Here is a 15,353-nt window from a genome sequence, read left to right as displayed (position 1 = left end):
GCCTCGCACCGGCGATGGCCGGTACGAGGCGGTAGCGAGGCAGCTGCGAGGCGGCCGGACCCGACGGGGCGTCAGCCCTTCAGCCGGACCACCATCTTGCCGGTGTTGGCACCGCGCAGCATGTCCAGGAAGGCCTGGGCGGCGTTCTCGAAGCCGTCCACCACGGTCTCCTCGGAGCGCAGCTTGCCCTCCTGGAGCCAGCCGCCCACCTCGGCGACGAACTGCGGGCGGAGCGCGTCGTGGTCGCCGACCAGGATGCCCTCCAGGCGCAGCCGCTTGCCGATGACCTGCATCAGGTTGCGCGGGCCGGGGGCGGCGGTGGTGTCGTTGTAGTGGGCGATCGCGCCGCACAGCACGGCCCGGCCGTGCACGCCCAGGGCGTTGATCGCGGCCTCCAGGTGCTCCCCGCCGACGTTGTCGAAGTAGAGGTCGATGCCCTCCGGGGCGACCTTGGCGAGCTGCTCGCCGACCGGGCCGTCCTTGTAGTTGAAGGCGGCGTCGAAGCCGAACTCCCCGGTCAGCCGGTCGACCTTCTCCGCCGAGCCGGCCGAACCGACCACCAGCGAGGCGCCCTTGAGCTTCGCGATCTGGCCGACGATCGAACCGACCGCGCCGGCCGCGCCGGAGACGAAGACCCGGTCGCCCTCCTTGAGGGCGCCGACGGCGAGCAGGCCGGCATAGGCGGTCAGGCCGGGCATGCCCAGCACACCGAGGTAGGCGGAGAGCGGAACGCCCTCGATCTCCGGCACCTTGACCGCGTGCTTGGCGGGCAGGGTGGCGTACTCGCGCCAGCCGAGCCCGTGCAGCACCGCGTCGCCCGGGGCGAAGCCCTCGGCCTCCGAGGCCACCACATAACCGACGGCGCCGCCGTCCATGGCCGCGCCGATCCTGAACGGCGGGATGTAGGACTTGGTGTCGTTCATCCGGCCACGCATGTAGGGATCGACCGACAGGTCCGTGTTGCGGACCAGGATCTCGCCCGGGCCCGGGGTCCGGACGGGCGCCTCGACCAGGGCGAAGTCGGTCGGGACGGGCCAGCCCTCGGGGCGGGCGGCGAGGTGCCACTCGCGGGCGGTGGCGGGGGCTTCCGGAGCGGCGGTCTGCTCGGCGGCCATGATGATCTCCCCACATAAAAGGTTGAGTCGGTGAAGTAACAATGGGCATGAAAGGTTCACGTTGTCAACTGTTCAGGTATGATGGGAACCATGGACACCCAGCCGACCCGGGCCACCGCACCGCAGACCGACGAGATCACCCGCGAGGTCGTCGATCTCATGGCCAACCTGGTCGCGCTCTTCCACCGCGAGTACGAGGAGGCGGCCGCCGCCCGCTCGCTCACCGGGGCGCAGGCCAAGGTCCTCGCACTGCTGCGGCGCGGGCCGATGCCCATGCGCCAGATCGCCCAGACGCTCAGCTGCGAGCCCTCCAACATCACCGGCATCGTGGACCGGCTGGAGACCCGCGGCTTCGTCACCCGCCAGCCCGACCTGCAGGACCGCCGGGTCAAGCTGGTCGCCGCCACCGAGACCGGCGCGGGCGCCTCCGAGGAGCTCCGCGAGTCGCTGAACTTCGCCCGCGAGCCGCTCGCCGCGCTCGACTCCGAGGAGCGGACCCAGCTGCGCGACCTGCTCCGCCGGATGCTCACCGGCGCCACCGGCCCCGGCGCGTGAGCAGCATCACAGCTCGGGCCTCCGAATTGTCCGCCGATCGGAGGTAACCGAACACTCCCCCGAAACGTCTAACGTTCGAAGACGAGGCACCCGCCCGCCGACCGGCGGCCGGGTGGGATCCCAGAACGGAAAACGGGGGGCGGGAAGGATGAGCGGCAGCTCGCGCCGTCGACGTGTCATACGAACCGTCATAGGACTCGCGGCCGTCCTGGTACTGACCGTGGCCGGAGCCGGAGCCTGGTTCTACCACCGGCTCGACACCAACATCAGCACCTTCGACGCCGGCGGCGTCGCCACCGAGCGCCCGCCCGCCCCGGTACCCACCGCTCCCGGCGCCTCGGTGCCCGTCAACGTCCTGCTGCTCGGCTCGGACACCCGCGACGAGGGGAACTCCGACCTCGGCGGCGGCGACGTGGGGGTGGGCCACTCGGACACCGCGATCCTGCTGCACGTCTACGCCGACCGGAAGCACGCCGTCGGCGTCTCCATACCCCGCGACACCCTGGTCACCATCCCGTCCTGCCGGCTGCCCAGCGGCGACTGGACGAAGCCGCGGACCAACCAGATGTTCAACGAGGCCTTCACCGTCGGCGAGTTCCCCAAGGGGAACCCGGCCTGCACCCAGAACACCGTCGAGGCGCTCAGCGGGCTGCGGATCGACCACACCATCGTGGTCGACTTCAAGGGCGTCGCCGCGATGACCGACGCCATCAACGGCGTGGAGGTCTGCGTCCCCAACGACGTCAACTCGCACAACATCAAGCTCCGCAAGGGCCTGCAGAAGATCGCCGGCCAGCCGGCCGTCGACTACCTCCGCGCCCGCTACGGCTTCGGCGACAACTCCGACATCGGCCGGATGAAGCGTCAGCAGGCCTTCCTCTCATCGATGATCCGCAAGATCCAGTCCCAGGGCTTCTCGCTGCCGACCCTGCTGCCGCTCGCCGACGCCGCGACCCGCTCGCTGACCGTCGACGAGGGCCTCGGCACCGCGATGAAGCTGGTCGACTTCGCGCAGTCGCTTCAGCAGATCAAGCTGTCCGACATCACCTTCGTCACCACCCCCTGGCAGCTCTCGACCGTGCAGAAGGGCCGGGTCGACCTGGTCCACCCCGACGTGGACACCCTGTGGCGGCTGCTCCGCGAGGACCGCACCCTGGACGGCCAGAGCACCGGCCTCGTCCCGGGGGCCGACGCCACCGGGCCCTCGCCCGCCGCCACCGACGGCGCCGCGACCCCCGCGCCGGCCGCCACCCCGCTGAGCCCCGAGCAGCTCGCCACCACGATCACCGTGGTCAACGGCGTCGGCACCGACGGACTCGCCGGCGCGGGCTCCGCGGCGATCCGCGCCCAGGGCTTCACCAACGTCTCGCTGGGCGCCACCACCGGCGGCCGGCTGCGCACCGAGATCGCCTACGACCCGCCGTTCAAGGCCGTCGCCGACCAGCTCGCCGCGCTCTTCCCCGGTGCCAGGACGACCGCGGAGCCGGGCTCCGAGGGCGTCAGGGTCACCCTCGGGCGCGACTACCGCCCGGTGCCCGCGGCCACCACCGCTCCGGCCGCCCGGCCCGTGCCCGGCGGCGTGCCCGCCGCCATGGGAGTCACCGCCGGTGCCCCCGCCGGTACTCCCGCCGGTGCTCCCGTCAGCGCCCCCACCGGGCCGCCGGCCGCCACCGGCCCGCTGCCCACCGGTGTCCCCAGCGGCATCGCCGAGAACAGCCGCAGCGCCGACACCGACCCCTGCAGCGACCTCACCTTCGGCTGAGGCCCCGGCCGTCCGGCCCTGCCCGGCCCAGCATCGACCTGCTCAGGCGTCGACCGTCTCAGGCGTCGACCGGGTCGGGCAGGCCGGTGACCACGGCCGTCAGCCGGGTGCCGGGCGGGAACGCCCCGGCCCCGGCCAGGTCGTGCACGGCGGCCAGCAGCTTGGCCACGTAACGGCGCTCCAGGGCGATCCCGTGCCGCCGTTCGAAGCCGGCCGCGAACTCCTCCAGCGCGGCCGGCACCCGGCCGTACCCCCCGCCGTGGTGCCCGTGGTCGATCCGCCAGCCCTCGAACTCCCGCCCGTACGCCTCCCGGTGCAGCCGGTTCACCTCCGCCTCCAGGTACCCCTCGCCGCCGCGCAGCACCGCCACCCCCAGCGCCCGCGCCCCCGGCGGCAGCCCGGCCGCGATCCCGGCCAGCGTGCCGCCGGTGCCGACCGGGCAGCAGACCACGTCGCGCCCGCCCAGGTCGTCCAGCTCCGCGACGATCTCCGCCGCGCCGGTGACCGCGAGGCCGTTGGAGCCGCCCTCGGGCAGCACCAGGCCGGGGCCCCAGCGCCACCCCGGGCCTTCGCCGGCCCGGCCGGCGGCCTCCCGGTACTCGGCCCGGGTCAGGAACACCAGCTCCATCCCGGCCGCCTCGGCGGCCCGCAGCGACCAGTTGCGCGGCCGGTCGGCCAGCTCCTCGCCGCGGACCAGCCCGACGCTCTCCAGCCCGAGCGCCGCGGCCGCCACCGCGACCGCCCGCAGATGGGTGGAGTACGCCCCGCCGAAGGTCACCAGCCGGGTGTGGCCCCCCTCGACGGCGGCCGCCAGGTTCGGCGCGAGCTTGCGCCACTTGTTCCCCGGCACCAGCGGGTGCGCCAGGTCGTCCCGCTTGAGCCGCAGCTCCACCCCGGCCCGGGCGAGCGCCTCGTCGGTGCAGTCCGCCAGCGGGGTCGGCAGCAGCGCGGATTCGAGCATCCGGTCAGCTTACGGGCGACCGGTGGGGGTGAGCAGGCCCAGGTTGAAGCCGGCGGCGACGGCCGAGGCGCGGTCCTTGACGCCGAGCTTGGCGTAGACGTGGATCAGATGGGTCTTCACGGTGGCCTCGCTGATGAACAGCCGGGCCGCCGCCTCCCGGTTGGTGGATCCGGCGGCGACCAGCTCCAGCACCTCCAGCTCGCGCGGGCTCAGCGGCTCCTGGGCCGGTTCCCGGACCGGCTCCCGGACCTGGCCGAGCAGCTTGGCGGCGACGGTCGGCGCGATCACCGAGGCACCGCGGGCGGCCTCCCGGACGGCGTGGAAGAGGTCCTCCCTGGCCGCGTCCTTCAGCAGGTAGCCGGTGGCGCCGGCCCGGACGGCGGGGAGCACGTCGGCGTCGGTGTCGTAGGTGGTGAGCACCAGGACCCGCCCCGGCAGGCCGCGCTCGGCCAGCTCGCGGATCGCGGTGACACCGTCCATCCGCGGCATCCGCAGGTCCATCAGCACCACGTCCGGGCGCAGCGCGGCGACCAGCACAAGTGCCTCGGCACCGTCCCCGGCCTCGCCGACCACCTCGAAGCCGGGGGCGGCGGCGAACATGCCGCGCAGCCCGTCCCGGACCACCGGGTGGTCGTCCACCAGCAGCACTCTGATCGTCGTCGCCTCGTCCACGGTCCTACTCCTCCGCACTGATCGCCGGCAGGGTCGCCGACACCGTCGTCCCGGCGCCCGGTTCGGTCTCCAGGTCCAGCCGCCCGGCCAGGCGTCCGACCCGGCGGCGCATCACGTCCAGCCCGTAGCCGCCGCCGGTGGCCCGGGAGGCCGGCTCGGCCCTCGGGTCGAAGCCGACACCGTCGTCCCGGACGTCCAGGGTGACCAGGCCCGGCATGTACGAGAGGGTCAGCCCGACCCGCGTGGCCCGGGCGTACCGGCCGGCGTTGGCCAGCGACTCCTGGGCGATCCGCAGCAGCGTCACCTCGACCTCGGGGTGCAGCGGGCGGGCCTCGCCGGTGACGGTCAGCGCGGCGGCGGCGCTGTTGCGCTCGCGCCACTGCCCGACCAGTTCGGCGATCGCCTCCGGCAGCGCGGCCCGTTCGAGCTCCAGCGGGCGCAGCGCGTGCACGGCCCGGCGGGCCTGGGTGAGGCTCTCCCGGGCGAGGCCGACGGCGTTGGCCAGGTGCCGGTCGGCGTCCGCCGCGCTGCGGTCCCGGACCTGCTCGGCGGCCTGGAGCTGGGTGACGATGCCGGCCAGGCCCTGGGCGACGGTGTCGTGCATCTCTTGGGCGAACCGGCGGCGTTCGTCGGCGGCCCCGGCCTCGCGGGCCTGGACCAGCAGCTGGGCGTGCAGTCCGGCGTTCTCGGCGAGCATCCCGGACAGCCGCCGGTTGGCCTCCGCGAGTTCGGCGTTGGCCCGCTTGCGCTGGCGGCTCAGCCGGTCGGCGACCTCGCTCAGCGCGAGCAGCACCCCGACCACCACCAGGTTGAAGGCGAGCACGGCCAGGAACCCGCCGACCTGCCCCGGGCTCGTCGGCAGCACCCCGCCGCTCTGGGCGAGCGCGGTGGGGACGGCCGCCACCACCGTGCCCAGCACCCTGGCCGGGCCCCGCAGGTACTGGGCGGCGTGCAGGTAGCAGCTGAAGGCGAAGAAGCCGTAGAGCGGGTTGTCCAGCACCAGGACGGTGGTCACCGCGAGCAGCCCGAGGAAGTGGGCGCCGGCGAACCGCGCCCCGCCGTCGGGCCGGGTGCGGCGGTCCAGCGCCGAGCGCAGCAGCAGCCAGAGCAGGGCGAGCGCCGCGGCCGGCAGGGTGGCCCGGACGGACCGCGCGGTCGGCACCGGGACCAGCAGCACGAGCCCGGTGGCGATCAGCAGCCCGACATAGCCGAGCAGCCCGGCAGCACGGTCCAGCCGCCGCTGCCAGGCTCCGAGCGAACCCTCGTCCGCCGGGTCGGCCTTGATCATTCCCACCGGAACAGCCTGGCAGCCGCGGCACCCGCGAGCAGGGCGTACGCAGCGAGTGTGAGCAGGGCCACGGCGTGCGGGAACCGGCCGTCCCAGGAGTCCTGGAGGGCCTGCGCGGCGGCCCCGCCGGGGGTGAGGTCGCCGATCCGGTTCAGCACAGCGGGCGCGAACTCGCGGGGCAGCCAGAGCCCGGAGAAGAACATCATCGGGAAGAGCGCCAGCGCGCCGACCGCGTTGCCGGCCTTCGCCGACGGGACGACCGCGGCCAGCAGCAGGCCGACCGAGAGCATCGCGGCGGCGGCGAGCAGGAAGGCCAGTGCGAAGGCCGCCGGGCTCCGCGGCAGCCCCACCCCGAGCACCGGCGCGAGCGCCGTCACCAGCAGCATGGAGACGGTGGCGATGCCCAGGTAGAGCGGCAGCAGCGCCCCGAACAGCAGCGCCGGGCGCACCGGGCTCGCGGACATCCGGCGCAGCACGCCGCGCTCGCGGTAGGTGGCCAGCAGCGAGGGCAGGCCGTTGAGGCCGAGCATCATCAGCGCGAGGACGGCGAGGATCGGCGCGTACAGCTGGACCGTGCTCAGGCCGTGGGCGTCCGGCGAGGCCTTGCGCAGGGCCGGGACGGAGCCCAGGACGCCGAACAGGGCGACCGGGAAGAGCAGGGTGAAGAAGGCGGTCATCGGGTCGCGCAGGAACAGCCGGGTCTCGGCGACGGCCAGGCGGCGGACGGCGTGGGCGGTGCGGTTCACGGTGGTGGTCCCCTCGGGTGCGGTGGTGGCGGCTCGGGCGCGGTGGTGGCGGCTCGGGTGCCGGGTCCGGCGCCGTACGGCTCGCGCCGGTCCGGGAGCCGTACGGCTCAGGAGTCGTGCCGGGTGAGCGCGAGGTAGGCCTCGTCCAGGCCGTGCTCGCGGATCCGCAGGCCGGTGACGACGATCCCCTCGCGGGCCAGCAGCCCGGTGACCCGGTCGGCGAAGTCCCCGGTGCCGGTCACCTCGATCCGGCCGCCCCGCTCCTCCACCGAGGTGACCCCGGGCAGGGCCGCCAGCCGGGCCGGGTCCAGCGGCGCGGTGGGACGGAAGCCGAGGGTGCCGCCGGCCCCGGAGCGGGCGACCAGCTCGGCGGGGGTGCCGGTGGCGACGATCCGCCCGCCGTCGAGCACCGCGGCGCGGTCGCACAGCGCCTCGACCTCGTCCATGAAGTGCGAGACCAGCACCACCGTCACGCCGTTGTCGCGGATCCGGCGGACCAGCTCCCAGGTGTCGCGGCGGCCCTGCGGGTCGAGCGCGGTGGTCAGCTCGTCCAGGAACGCCACCTCGGGGTTGCCGATCAGCGCGAGCGCGACGAACAGCCGCTGGCGCTGGCCGCCGGAGAGCCTGTCGAAGGGGGTCCGGCTCTGGTCGGCGAGCCCCCACTCGTCCAGCAGCTCCCGCCAGTCCCGGGGGTCGGGGTAGAGCCCGGCGTACAGCTCCAGCGCCTCACCGACCCGCAGCGCCCCCTGCAACTGGGCCTGCTGGAGCTGGACGCCGATCCGGGGCCGTAGTCGGCGGGCGTCCCGGACCGGGTCCAGGCCGAGCACCCGGACCGTCCCGGCGTCGGCCCGGCGCAGGCCCTCGCAGCACTCCACCGCGGTGGTCTTGCCCGCGCCGTTGGGACCGAGCAGCCCGAACACCTCGCCCCGCTCCACCCGGAACGAGACGTCCTCCAGTACCTGCCGGCGCCCGTAGGACTTGCCCAGCCCCGCCACCTCGATCACGGCCATGGTGCCGCTCCCTCCCCCTCGTTCCGCTCGCCCGGCCGTGTTCCCGGCCTGCTACGAGCCTCCCGCGCGGGACCTCGCCGGCGGATCGACCGAACGGTCCCGGTGGCCGGCGGGCACGGTGGAGGGGGGATCAACCGATCGGTGGACCGGGGAGGGGCGTCCGGGAGCAGGGGCCTCGGACGGGGAGGGGTGGCGCGGTGGCCGGGCGATGCCCACGAGCGGGTGAATTCCGGCGCGTCGTGGCGTGGCCGCGGGCTTGATCCCCTAGGGTTTTCCCAGCCGGGGGCCGCCCGCGCGGGCGTGAGAGGTGGGGCGGGTGGGACTCGAACCCACGACCAAGGGATTATGAGTCCCCTGCTCTAACCGGCTGAGCTACCGCCCCGGTTCGCAGCGCGCGACGGCAGGCCGGTCGCGGCAGCAGCAGACGGCCCCGAAAGGCCGTCCCGGGCAGCATAGCCGGTCGATCACCCGTGGTGCGCGCCGGGGGCGCACACGGGTGCGCACCGGGGGCGGTCGGGCCCGGCGGGCCCGCCCGCGGGGCCGGGTGACGGGGGGTCGGGAGCCGGGCGGCGGCAGTGGCGCGGCCGGGCCCGGCCTGATAGATCTTGCTCTCGAACGGCGGACGCATGACCGGCGGCGACCGCCCCCGAGGACCAGACGGAGCACCGATGCCCTCCCGCCCGGTTCGACCCGCGCGCGCGGTCCGGACGCTCGTCCTGGCGGCCCTGCTGCTGGCCGCCGCCATCGCCTGCGGCGGGGGCGAGCGGGGCCGGACGGCCTCGGTCGCGCCGCAGAACCCCGCCTGGGACCGGATCGGCACCCTGTCCGTGCACACCTCGGAGGGCCCCAGGGCGTGCACCGCGAGCGTGGTCAGGAGCCCGCGCCGCAATCTGCTGGTCACCGCCGCACACTGCGTGCAGAGCCGCCGGATCGGCCTGCTGGACGGCCTGGTGTTCACCCCCGGCTACCGCAACGGCTACTCGCCGTACGGGAGTTGGCCGGTGGAGTCGGTCACCGTCGATCCGCACTGGGAGACCGACGACGACCCCGAGTACGACGTGGCGTTCGTCACCGTGCGACCGGTGAACGGCCGGCAGGTCGAGGACGCCGTCGGCGGCAACCCGCTCGGCACCGACCAGGGCTTCGGCCTGGCGGTCTCGGTCACCGGCTACCCCAACGAGCGGGACGAGCCGATCACCTGCTCGGGCCTGACCGCCTCGCAGAGCCCGACCCAGGAACGGTTCGACTGCGGCGGCTACACCGACGGCACCAGCGGCAGCCCGTGGCTGACCACCAACGGGCGGGTGATCGGGGTGATCGGCGGCTACCAGGAGGGCGGCGCGACGCCGGAGACCTCGTACAGCGTCACCTTCGACGAGCGGGTCGCCGAGCTGTACCAGCAGGCCCTCGCCTGAGCCGGCGGCCGAGGGACGCGGGCCCGGGCGCCCGTGGCCGCCGCCACCCGGGCCCGGGCAACACGAAGGCCCCCCGGTCTACCGAGGGGCCTTCGCTCTGAGCAGTCACCGGGCGGACCCGGCGCAGCTCCCGCAATTGGACTCGAACCAATAACCTGCCGATTAACAGTCGGCTGCTCTGCCAATTGAGCTATGCGGGATCGCGGTACACAACAGCCGCACCACGTACGGGTGATGGGCCCGAAGGCCACCACCTCGGCTCCCCCAATTGGACTCGAACCAATAACCTGCCGATTAACAGTCGGCTGCTCTGCCAATTGAGCTATGGGGGATCGAGCTTCCGCTTCGGCCCCCGGTCTCCCGGGCTCCTCGGCGCTCGCTGCGGGACATACATTAGCGCACTCGGGGGGGTGGTCCGCCAATCGCTTTCCCCGGCCGCCACCGGCCGGCCCGCCGGGCGCGCTCCCCGCGCGCTCCGGGCCCCGTCCGTGGATGCTGGGGTCACCGACGGTTCACCGTCCCGACAGACGGGTAGGGCAACGCGGCAATGGCCGCCAGGAGAGGGTGGAATCCGACCATGTGGAAGCTGTCGTTCGGCGTCGGACTCGCAGCGGGCTACGTACTCGGCACGCGGGCCGGTCGCCAGCGGTACGAGCAGATCGCCAGGGTCACCCGGCAGGTCGCCCAGAACCCCAAGGTCCAGGGCGCGACGGACAAGGCCCGCCAGCAGGCCGGCGCGGTCGCCGGGAAGGCCGCCGGGGCCGTGGCCGACAAGGTCGGCGACCGGCTGCCCAACGCCGTCACCGACCGGGTGCCGTACTTCAACCGGCCGAAGGCCGAGGACGACGCCTGGGGCACCTTCCGCCCCTAGGGTCCGTCGTACCCGACCACCGCCCCCGGCCGCCGTGCCGGGGGCCGGTCCGGGGCGGGTCCGGAGGCCGGGTGGCACCTCGGTGGCACCCGGCCGGACCAGGGCTCCGGGCGCGGTACCGAACGGGCAAAACTTGCCCGGCCGGGCCGCGTCCGGACGCCCGCTGAGGCATGATCTCGATATGGCCATCGTCGCGGGGATAGACAGCTCCACCGGTCGCACCAGGATCGTCGCGTGCGACTCCGCAACCGGCGCCGTCCTGCGTTCCGGCAAGGCCGAACACCCCGTGCCGGAGGACCCGGACACCCGCCCCGGCGAGGCCGATCCGCAGCTCTGGCTGCACTCCCTCGGCGACGCGGCGGCCGGCGGACTGCTGGAGAGTGTCCGCGCGATCGGCGTCAGCGCGCAGCAGCACGGCATGATCGGCCTGGACGCCGGCGGTGTGCTGGTCCGGCCGGCGATCCTCTGGCACGATCCGCGCGCCGGCGGCGCCGCCGCGGCCCTGGTGGACGAGCTGGGCGGCCCCGCGGCCTGGACGGCGGCGATCGGCGCCGTCCCCGGCCCCACCTACACCGTCGCCAAACTGCGCTGGCTCGCCGAGTTCGAACCGGCCAACGCCCGGCGGATCGCCGAGGTGCTGCTCCCGCACGACTGGCTGGTCTGGCAGCTGCTCGGCCACCCCAGGCGCCGCACCACCGACCGGGGCGACGCCTCCGGCACCGGCTACTGGTCCCCGATCACCGCCGAGTACCGCCAGGACCTGGTCGAACTGGCCCTGGGCCACCAGCTGCGGCTGCCGGACGTGCTCGGCCCCGCCGAACCCGCCGGCCACACCCCCGAGGGCCTGCTGATCTCGGCCGGCACCGGGGACAACATGGCCGCCGCGCTCGGCCTCGGCCTCGGCCCCGGGGACGCGGTGGTCTCGCTCGGCAGCTCCGGGACGATCTTCGCGGTGCACGAGCAGGCCGTGGTGGACGCCACCGGGCTGGTCTCCTCCTTCGCCGACGCCACCGGCCGCCACCTGCCGATGGTCGCCACCCTGAACGCCGCCCAGGTGCTGCGCTCCACCGCCGCCGTGCTCGGCCGCGACCTCGAGGGCCTCAGCGACCTCGCGATGCAGTCCTCCCCCGGCGCCTACGGGCTGGTGCTGCTCCCCTACCTGGACGGCGAGCGGACTCCCGCGCTGCCGCACGCCGCCGGCACCCTGACCGGCCTGCGGGCCGAGTCGATGTCTCCTCAGCACCTGGCCCGGGCCGCCGTCGAGGGCATGCTCTGCAACAGCGCGGACGCCCTGGACGTGCTGCGCGCCCGCGGCGTCGAGGTGAAGCGGGTCTTCCTGCTGGGCGCCGCCGGACGGCTGGCGGCGGTGCGGCACGTCGCGCCGCAGCTGTTCGGCGTCCCGGTGGTCGTGCCGCCCCCGGGAGCGCACGCGGCGCGCGGCGCGGCCCGGCAGGCGGCCTGGGCACTGGCCGGGACCCCCGAGCCGCCGCGCTGGGAGCTGCCGGGCGCCGTCACCGTCGCCCCGGACGCCGAGCACGACCTCGCGGTCGGCTCGGCGGTCCGCCAGCAGTACCGGGCCGCCCGCGAGCAGATCCACCCGGAGACGGCCGGCTGACAGCCCCGGAACGAGGCGCCCCACGGCCGGGAAGCACGGGGCGGGGCGCCGCCGGCCGTGAGCCGCCCCGAGGGCCGCCCCGCCGCAGCGGATGCGTCACCCGGCAACCGGTGGCAGCGTGGAAGGCGACCCGGGCCACCGGACGGAAGGGCGGCGGATTCGCCATGGCACTGCACAAGGGCGCCGGTGACGACCGCCGGCTGACCGTCGGACCGTTCGTCGGCACCGCCGCCGACCCCCTCGGCGGGATGGCGCTGTCGCCCCCGCTGCACCGGCTCTCCGACGGCCCGGTCCCCGCCGACACGGCGTACCAGCTGATCCACGACGAACTGCTGCTGGACGGCAACGCGCGGCTCAACCTGGCGACCTTCGTCACCACCTCGATGGACGTCCAGGCCACCCGGCTGATGACCGAGTGCCTCGACAAGAACATGATCGACAAGGACGAGTACCCGCAGACCGCCGAACTGGAGCGGCGCTGCGTGTCGATCCTCGCCCACCTGTGGAACGCCCCGGACCCGGACGCCGCCGTCGGCTGTTCCACCACCGGCTCCAGCGAGGCCTGCATGCTGGCGGGACTCGCGCTCAAGCGCCGCTGGATGACCCGCAACGCCGACCGCTACGCCGCCGGCGCCCGGCCCAACCTGGTGATGGGCATCAATGTGCAGGTCTGCTGGGAGAAGTTCTGCACCTTCTGGGAGGTCGAGGCCCGCACCGCGCCGATGGACGGCGAGCGCTTCCACCTCGGCCCCGAGCAGGCGGTGGGGCTCTGCGACGAGAACACCATCGGCGTGGTCGGCGTGCTCGGTTCGACCTTCGACGGCTCCTACGAGCCGGTGGCGGCGATCTGCGCCGCGCTCGACGACCTCCAGCGGCGCACCGGCCTGGACGTGCCGGTGCACGTGGACGGCGCCTCCGGCGCCATGATCGCGCCGTTCCTGGACGAGGACCTGGCCTGGGACTTCCGGCTCCCCCGGGTCGCCTCCATCAACACCTCCGGCCACAAGTACGGACTGGTCTACCCGGGCGTCGGCTGGGCGCTCTGGCGGGACCACGAGGCGCTGCCCGAGGAGCTCGTGTTCAGGGTCAACTACCTGGGCGGCGAGATGCCGACCTTCGCGCTGAACTTCTCCCGGCCCGGCGCCGAGGTGGTCGCGCAGTACTACACCTTCCTGCGGCTGGGCCGGGCCGGCTTCCGGGCCGTCCAGGGCGTCTGCCGGGAGGTGGCCGGCTATCTGGCCGGGGAGATCGAGGGCCTCGGCGGCTTCCGGCTGATCACCCGGGGCGACGAGCTGCCGGTGTTCGCGTTCACCACCACGGACGAGGTGCCGTTCGACGTGTTCGACGTGTCGCGACGGCTGCGCGAGCGGGGCTGGCAGGTGCCCGCGTACACCTTCCCGGCGAACCGGGAGGACCTCGCGGTGCTGCGGGTGGTCTGCCGCAACGGGTTCTCGCGCGACCTCGCCGAGCTGCTGCTCACGGATCTGGAACGGCTGCTGCCGGAGCTGCGCAGCCAGCCGGTCCCGCTCAAGGACCTCGGCGTGCCGGTCCGGACGGCCTTCCACCACTGAGCCCCGGCGGGGCGGGCGGAGAGGCGAAGAAGCGAGAGCAGACGGAGAGGTGAACAGCCGGGCGGTCGTCGCCAGGAGCAGGCGGTCGGGGCCGTGGGCACGGTGGGAAGGGCCGCTTGAGACAGCTTGGGACACCCTTCCCACCGTGCTTCCCTGCGGTCCGGGGCAGTATCCCCCCGTGAGACTGTCTCGGACCGGTGGAGGGCCAGGGAACGGCGGCACCGGGGCCGTAGGGGCGGCGCCCGGGCGGTGGGACCGGGGCTGCGTACCGCTCCGGCGGAAAGAACAATGCCCGACCGTCATATGAATGTTCGAGCCTTCTCCGGTGTTGTGAGACACTTCCGTCCGTCTCAGCGCCAGGACCTGGGTATTGGGACACCGGGCCGTCGTGGTTTGAGACGCGGACACGTCACCGGGGCCCGGACCGGTTCCAGCACCGCCCGCCCGCCCGCCTCGCACGTTTGGAAGAGACCGCATGGGTTCCGCCTGGAAGCAGCTGCCCGACGACCTGTCCGACCCTGCCAGGCGCCTCACGGAGGAGCTGCGAGCCGTCAAGGACGCGACCGGGCTCTCGCTCTCCGAGCTGGCCGCCCGGACCCACTACAGCCGGGCCTCCTGGGAACGCTGGCTGAACGGCAAGCGGGTCATCACCGCGCAGGCGCTCGAAGCGCTGGTCGGTGCCGTCGACTGCGACGGGCCGAAGCTGCGGGGGCTGTGGGAGCTGACCGCGGCCGAGGGGGCGACGTCGGGCGACCCGGCGCCTGCGGATGCCGCGGAGACTGCCGAGACCGCGGGGGCCGCGGGGGCCGCGGGGGCCGCGGAGGAGTCGGACGAGCCCGACCGGGAGTCGGGCGCCGATGTGGAGGCCGCCACCACCGCCACCGATGGCGCACCGGCCGACAGCTCGCCGGCCGACGGCACCGGGGCGGACGTCCTGGGCGCCGACGGCGCCGGGACCGGGAGCACCCCCGAACTCAGCTCCGTGCCCGCTCCCGACCGCGCCAGGACCGTCGAGCGGCCGACCGGCCCGGTGCGCGGCCGGTCCATGGCCCTGATCGCCGCCTCGGTGGTCGCGGTCCTGCTGCTGGCGCTCGCCGGGATGCGGTACTTCTCCGGCGCCGACGAGGACAAGGTCGGACCGACCGCCGCCACGGTGCTGCCCCCCACCTCGACGACGCCCGTCGACTCCGCCTCGCCGAGCACCTCGCCGCCCGCCGTACCGGCCAACCCCGCCCCGGCGGTCCCGGCCTGCCAGGCCCTCGGCTGTGCGCACAAGGACCCCAAGGCGGCCGGCTGCGGCGGCGACGCCCGCACCCTGCTGACCACCAACATCGGCAAGGTCGTCATCTACCTCCGGTACAGCCAGAAGTGCCAGGCGGCCTGGGCCGCCATCACCGAGGGCCAGCCCGGCGACCAGGCGACCATCACCACCAGCGCCGGCGAGTCGGAGACGGCGCTGATCCACTGGGGGTACGACAACTACTCGCAGATGGTGAACGCGGGCGACCCCTCGGCCGTGCTCCAGGTCTGCGGCAAGCAGGCCCAGCCGGACGGCGCCTCCTGCACCTCCAGCATCTCCGACCTGGCCCGGGTGGTCGCCAACACCCCGATCCCGGTCGGCCCGGCCTCCCCGCCGGCGGCGGCCGGCGACCCGGCTCCGGCGCCGACCCCGTCGAGCTGACGGACCGACGGACCGACGGACTGACGGACTGACGGACCGACCGGCAAACAGGCAACCAGGCAACCAGGCCGCACGACGCGCCACCGGGCGG

General features: G+C 74.4%; 13 protein-coding genes and 3 tRNA genes. 7 read left to right on the top strand and 9 right to left on the bottom strand.

What is annotated here, in order from left to right; all coding sequences use genetic code 11:
• Nucleotides 1-71: 71 nt before the first annotated feature.
• Nucleotides 72-1,115: an NADP-dependent oxidoreductase gene (locus IF01_RS0125275; protein ID WP_030395832.1), complete on the bottom strand. Its 1,044-nt coding sequence runs from the start codon at nucleotides 1,113-1,115 to the stop codon at nucleotides 72-74.
• An 81-nt stretch (nucleotides 1,116-1,196) separates the two neighbouring features.
• Here IF01_RS0125275 and IF01_RS0125270 point away from each other — a divergent pair, with 81 nt between their 5' ends.
• Together IF01_RS0125270 and IF01_RS0125265 are read left to right on the top strand one after the other, a co-directional pair.
• Nucleotides 1,197-1,670 (top strand): MarR family winged helix-turn-helix transcriptional regulator, encoded by a 474-nt coding sequence (locus IF01_RS0125270; RefSeq protein WP_078880288.1) that lies wholly within the window; start codon nucleotides 1,197-1,199, stop codon nucleotides 1,668-1,670.
• A 220-nt stretch (nucleotides 1,671-1,890) separates the two neighbouring features.
• Nucleotides 1,891-3,432 (top strand): LCP family protein, encoded by a 1,542-nt coding sequence (locus tag IF01_RS0125265; protein ID WP_051756180.1) that lies wholly within the window; start codon nucleotides 1,891-1,893, stop codon nucleotides 3,430-3,432.
• Between the two features lie 58 nt (nucleotides 3,433-3,490).
• Here the strand turns inward: IF01_RS0125265 and IF01_RS0125260 are convergent, their stop codons facing one another.
• The 6 genes from IF01_RS0125260 to IF01_RS0125235 form a co-directional block, all read right to left on the bottom strand.
• Nucleotides 3,491-4,393: a 1-aminocyclopropane-1-carboxylate deaminase/D-cysteine desulfhydrase gene (locus tag IF01_RS0125260; RefSeq protein ID WP_030395829.1), complete on the bottom strand. Its 903-nt coding sequence runs from the start codon at nucleotides 4,391-4,393 to the stop codon at nucleotides 3,491-3,493.
• A gap of 9 nt (nucleotides 4,394-4,402) precedes the next feature.
• Nucleotides 4,403-5,065, bottom strand: coding sequence for a response regulator (locus tag IF01_RS0125255; RefSeq protein WP_030395828.1), 663 nt, complete (start codon nucleotides 5,063-5,065; stop codon nucleotides 4,403-4,405).
• Nucleotides 5,066-5,069: 4 nt separating this feature from the next.
• On the bottom strand, nucleotides 5,070-6,353 hold the full coding sequence (locus IF01_RS0125250) for a sensor histidine kinase (protein WP_030395827.1): 1,284 nt from the start codon (nucleotides 6,351-6,353) through the stop codon (nucleotides 5,070-5,072).
• Nucleotides 6,350-7,099, bottom strand: coding sequence for an ABC transporter permease (locus IF01_RS0125245; protein ID WP_078880287.1), 750 nt, complete (start codon nucleotides 7,097-7,099; stop codon nucleotides 6,350-6,352). The genes IF01_RS0125250 and IF01_RS0125245 overlap by 4 nt, the downstream gene beginning before the upstream one ends.
• 107 nt (nucleotides 7,100-7,206) lie before the next feature.
• Entirely contained in the window at nucleotides 7,207-8,109 is a 903-nt protein-coding gene (locus IF01_RS0125240) for an ABC transporter ATP-binding protein (protein WP_030395825.1), read from the bottom strand.
• A 308-nt stretch (nucleotides 8,110-8,417) separates the two neighbouring features.
• Nucleotides 8,418-8,491, bottom strand: a tRNA-Ile gene (locus IF01_RS0125235).
• A gap of 286 nt (nucleotides 8,492-8,777) precedes the next feature.
• Between IF01_RS0125235 and IF01_RS0125230 the strand changes: the two genes are divergently transcribed.
• Nucleotides 8,778-9,524, top strand: a complete 747-nt coding sequence (locus IF01_RS0125230; RefSeq protein ID WP_030395824.1) for a trypsin-like serine peptidase — start codon at nucleotides 8,778-8,780, stop codon at nucleotides 9,522-9,524.
• A gap of 127 nt (nucleotides 9,525-9,651) precedes the next feature.
• Here the strand turns inward: IF01_RS0125230 and IF01_RS0125225 are convergent.
• Together IF01_RS0125225 and IF01_RS0125220 are read right to left on the bottom strand one after the other, a co-directional pair.
• Nucleotides 9,652-9,724: transfer RNA gene (locus IF01_RS0125225), tRNA-Asn, on the bottom strand.
• 59 nt (nucleotides 9,725-9,783) lie between these two features.
• Nucleotides 9,784-9,856, bottom strand: a tRNA-Asn gene (locus IF01_RS0125220).
• 245 nt (nucleotides 9,857-10,101) lie between these two features.
• Between IF01_RS0125220 and IF01_RS0125215 the strand changes: the two genes are divergently transcribed.
• The 4 genes from IF01_RS0125215 to IF01_RS0125200 all read left to right on the top strand — a co-directional run bounded on the left by IF01_RS0125215 (nucleotide 10,102) and on the right by IF01_RS0125200 (nucleotide 15,262).
• A complete protein-coding gene (locus IF01_RS0125215) occupies nucleotides 10,102-10,395 on the top strand; it encodes a hypothetical protein (protein WP_037781098.1) in 294 nt (97 codons plus the stop codon).
• A 181-nt stretch (nucleotides 10,396-10,576) separates the two neighbouring features.
• Entirely contained in the window at nucleotides 10,577-12,010 is a 1,434-nt protein-coding gene (locus tag IF01_RS0125210) for an FGGY family carbohydrate kinase (RefSeq protein ID WP_030395822.1), read from the top strand.
• A gap of 164 nt (nucleotides 12,011-12,174) precedes the next feature.
• On the top strand, nucleotides 12,175-13,581 hold the full coding sequence (gene gad / locus IF01_RS0125205; protein WP_030395821.1) for a glutamate decarboxylase: 1,407 nt from the start codon (nucleotides 12,175-12,177) through the stop codon (nucleotides 13,579-13,581).
• Between the two features lie 475 nt (nucleotides 13,582-14,056).
• Complete coding sequence (locus IF01_RS0125200) at nucleotides 14,057-15,262, top strand: DUF2690 domain-containing protein (RefSeq protein WP_030395820.1); 1,206 nt, start codon at nucleotides 14,057-14,059, stop codon at nucleotides 15,260-15,262.
• The last annotated feature ends 91 nt before the right edge of the window (nucleotides 15,263-15,353 follow it).

It is taken from the genome of Kitasatospora purpeofusca (assembly GCF_000718025.1).
In the GTDB taxonomy this organism is placed as follows: Bacteria; Actinomycetota; Actinomycetes; order Streptomycetales; family Streptomycetaceae; genus Kitasatospora; species Kitasatospora purpeofusca.
Note: the sequence above shows the minus strand (reverse complement) of the source record. Positions and strands in the feature narration are given on the sequence as shown.

Excerpts from the sequence above, each read along its gene's own strand:
- IF01_RS0125275 (WP_030395832.1), bottom strand. The coding sequence starts at position 1,115 with ATGGCCGCCGAGCAGACCGCCGCTCCGGAAGCCCCCGCCACCGCCCGC.
- IF01_RS0125270 (WP_078880288.1), top strand. The coding sequence starts at position 1,197 with ATGGGAACCATGGACACCCAGCCGACCCGGGCCACCGCACCGCAGACC.
- IF01_RS0125260 (WP_030395829.1), bottom strand. The coding sequence starts at position 4,393 with ATGCTCGAATCCGCGCTGCTGCCGACCCCGCTGGCGGACTGCACCGAC.
- IF01_RS0125250 (WP_030395827.1), bottom strand. The coding sequence starts at position 6,353 with ATGATCAAGGCCGACCCGGCGGACGAGGGTTCGCTCGGAGCCTGGCAG.
- IF01_RS0125240 (WP_030395825.1), bottom strand. The coding sequence starts at position 8,109 with ATGGCCGTGATCGAGGTGGCGGGGCTGGGCAAGTCCTACGGGCGCCGG.
- IF01_RS0125230 (WP_030395824.1), top strand. The coding sequence starts at position 8,778 with ATGCCCTCCCGCCCGGTTCGACCCGCGCGCGCGGTCCGGACGCTCGTC.
- IF01_RS0125215 (WP_037781098.1), top strand. The coding sequence starts at position 10,102 with ATGTGGAAGCTGTCGTTCGGCGTCGGACTCGCAGCGGGCTACGTACTC.
- IF01_RS0125210 (WP_030395822.1), top strand. The coding sequence starts at position 10,577 with ATGGCCATCGTCGCGGGGATAGACAGCTCCACCGGTCGCACCAGGATC.
- gad (WP_030395821.1), top strand. The coding sequence starts at position 12,175 with ATGGCACTGCACAAGGGCGCCGGTGACGACCGCCGGCTGACCGTCGGA.
- IF01_RS0125200 (WP_030395820.1), top strand. The coding sequence starts at position 14,057 with ATGGGTTCCGCCTGGAAGCAGCTGCCCGACGACCTGTCCGACCCTGCC.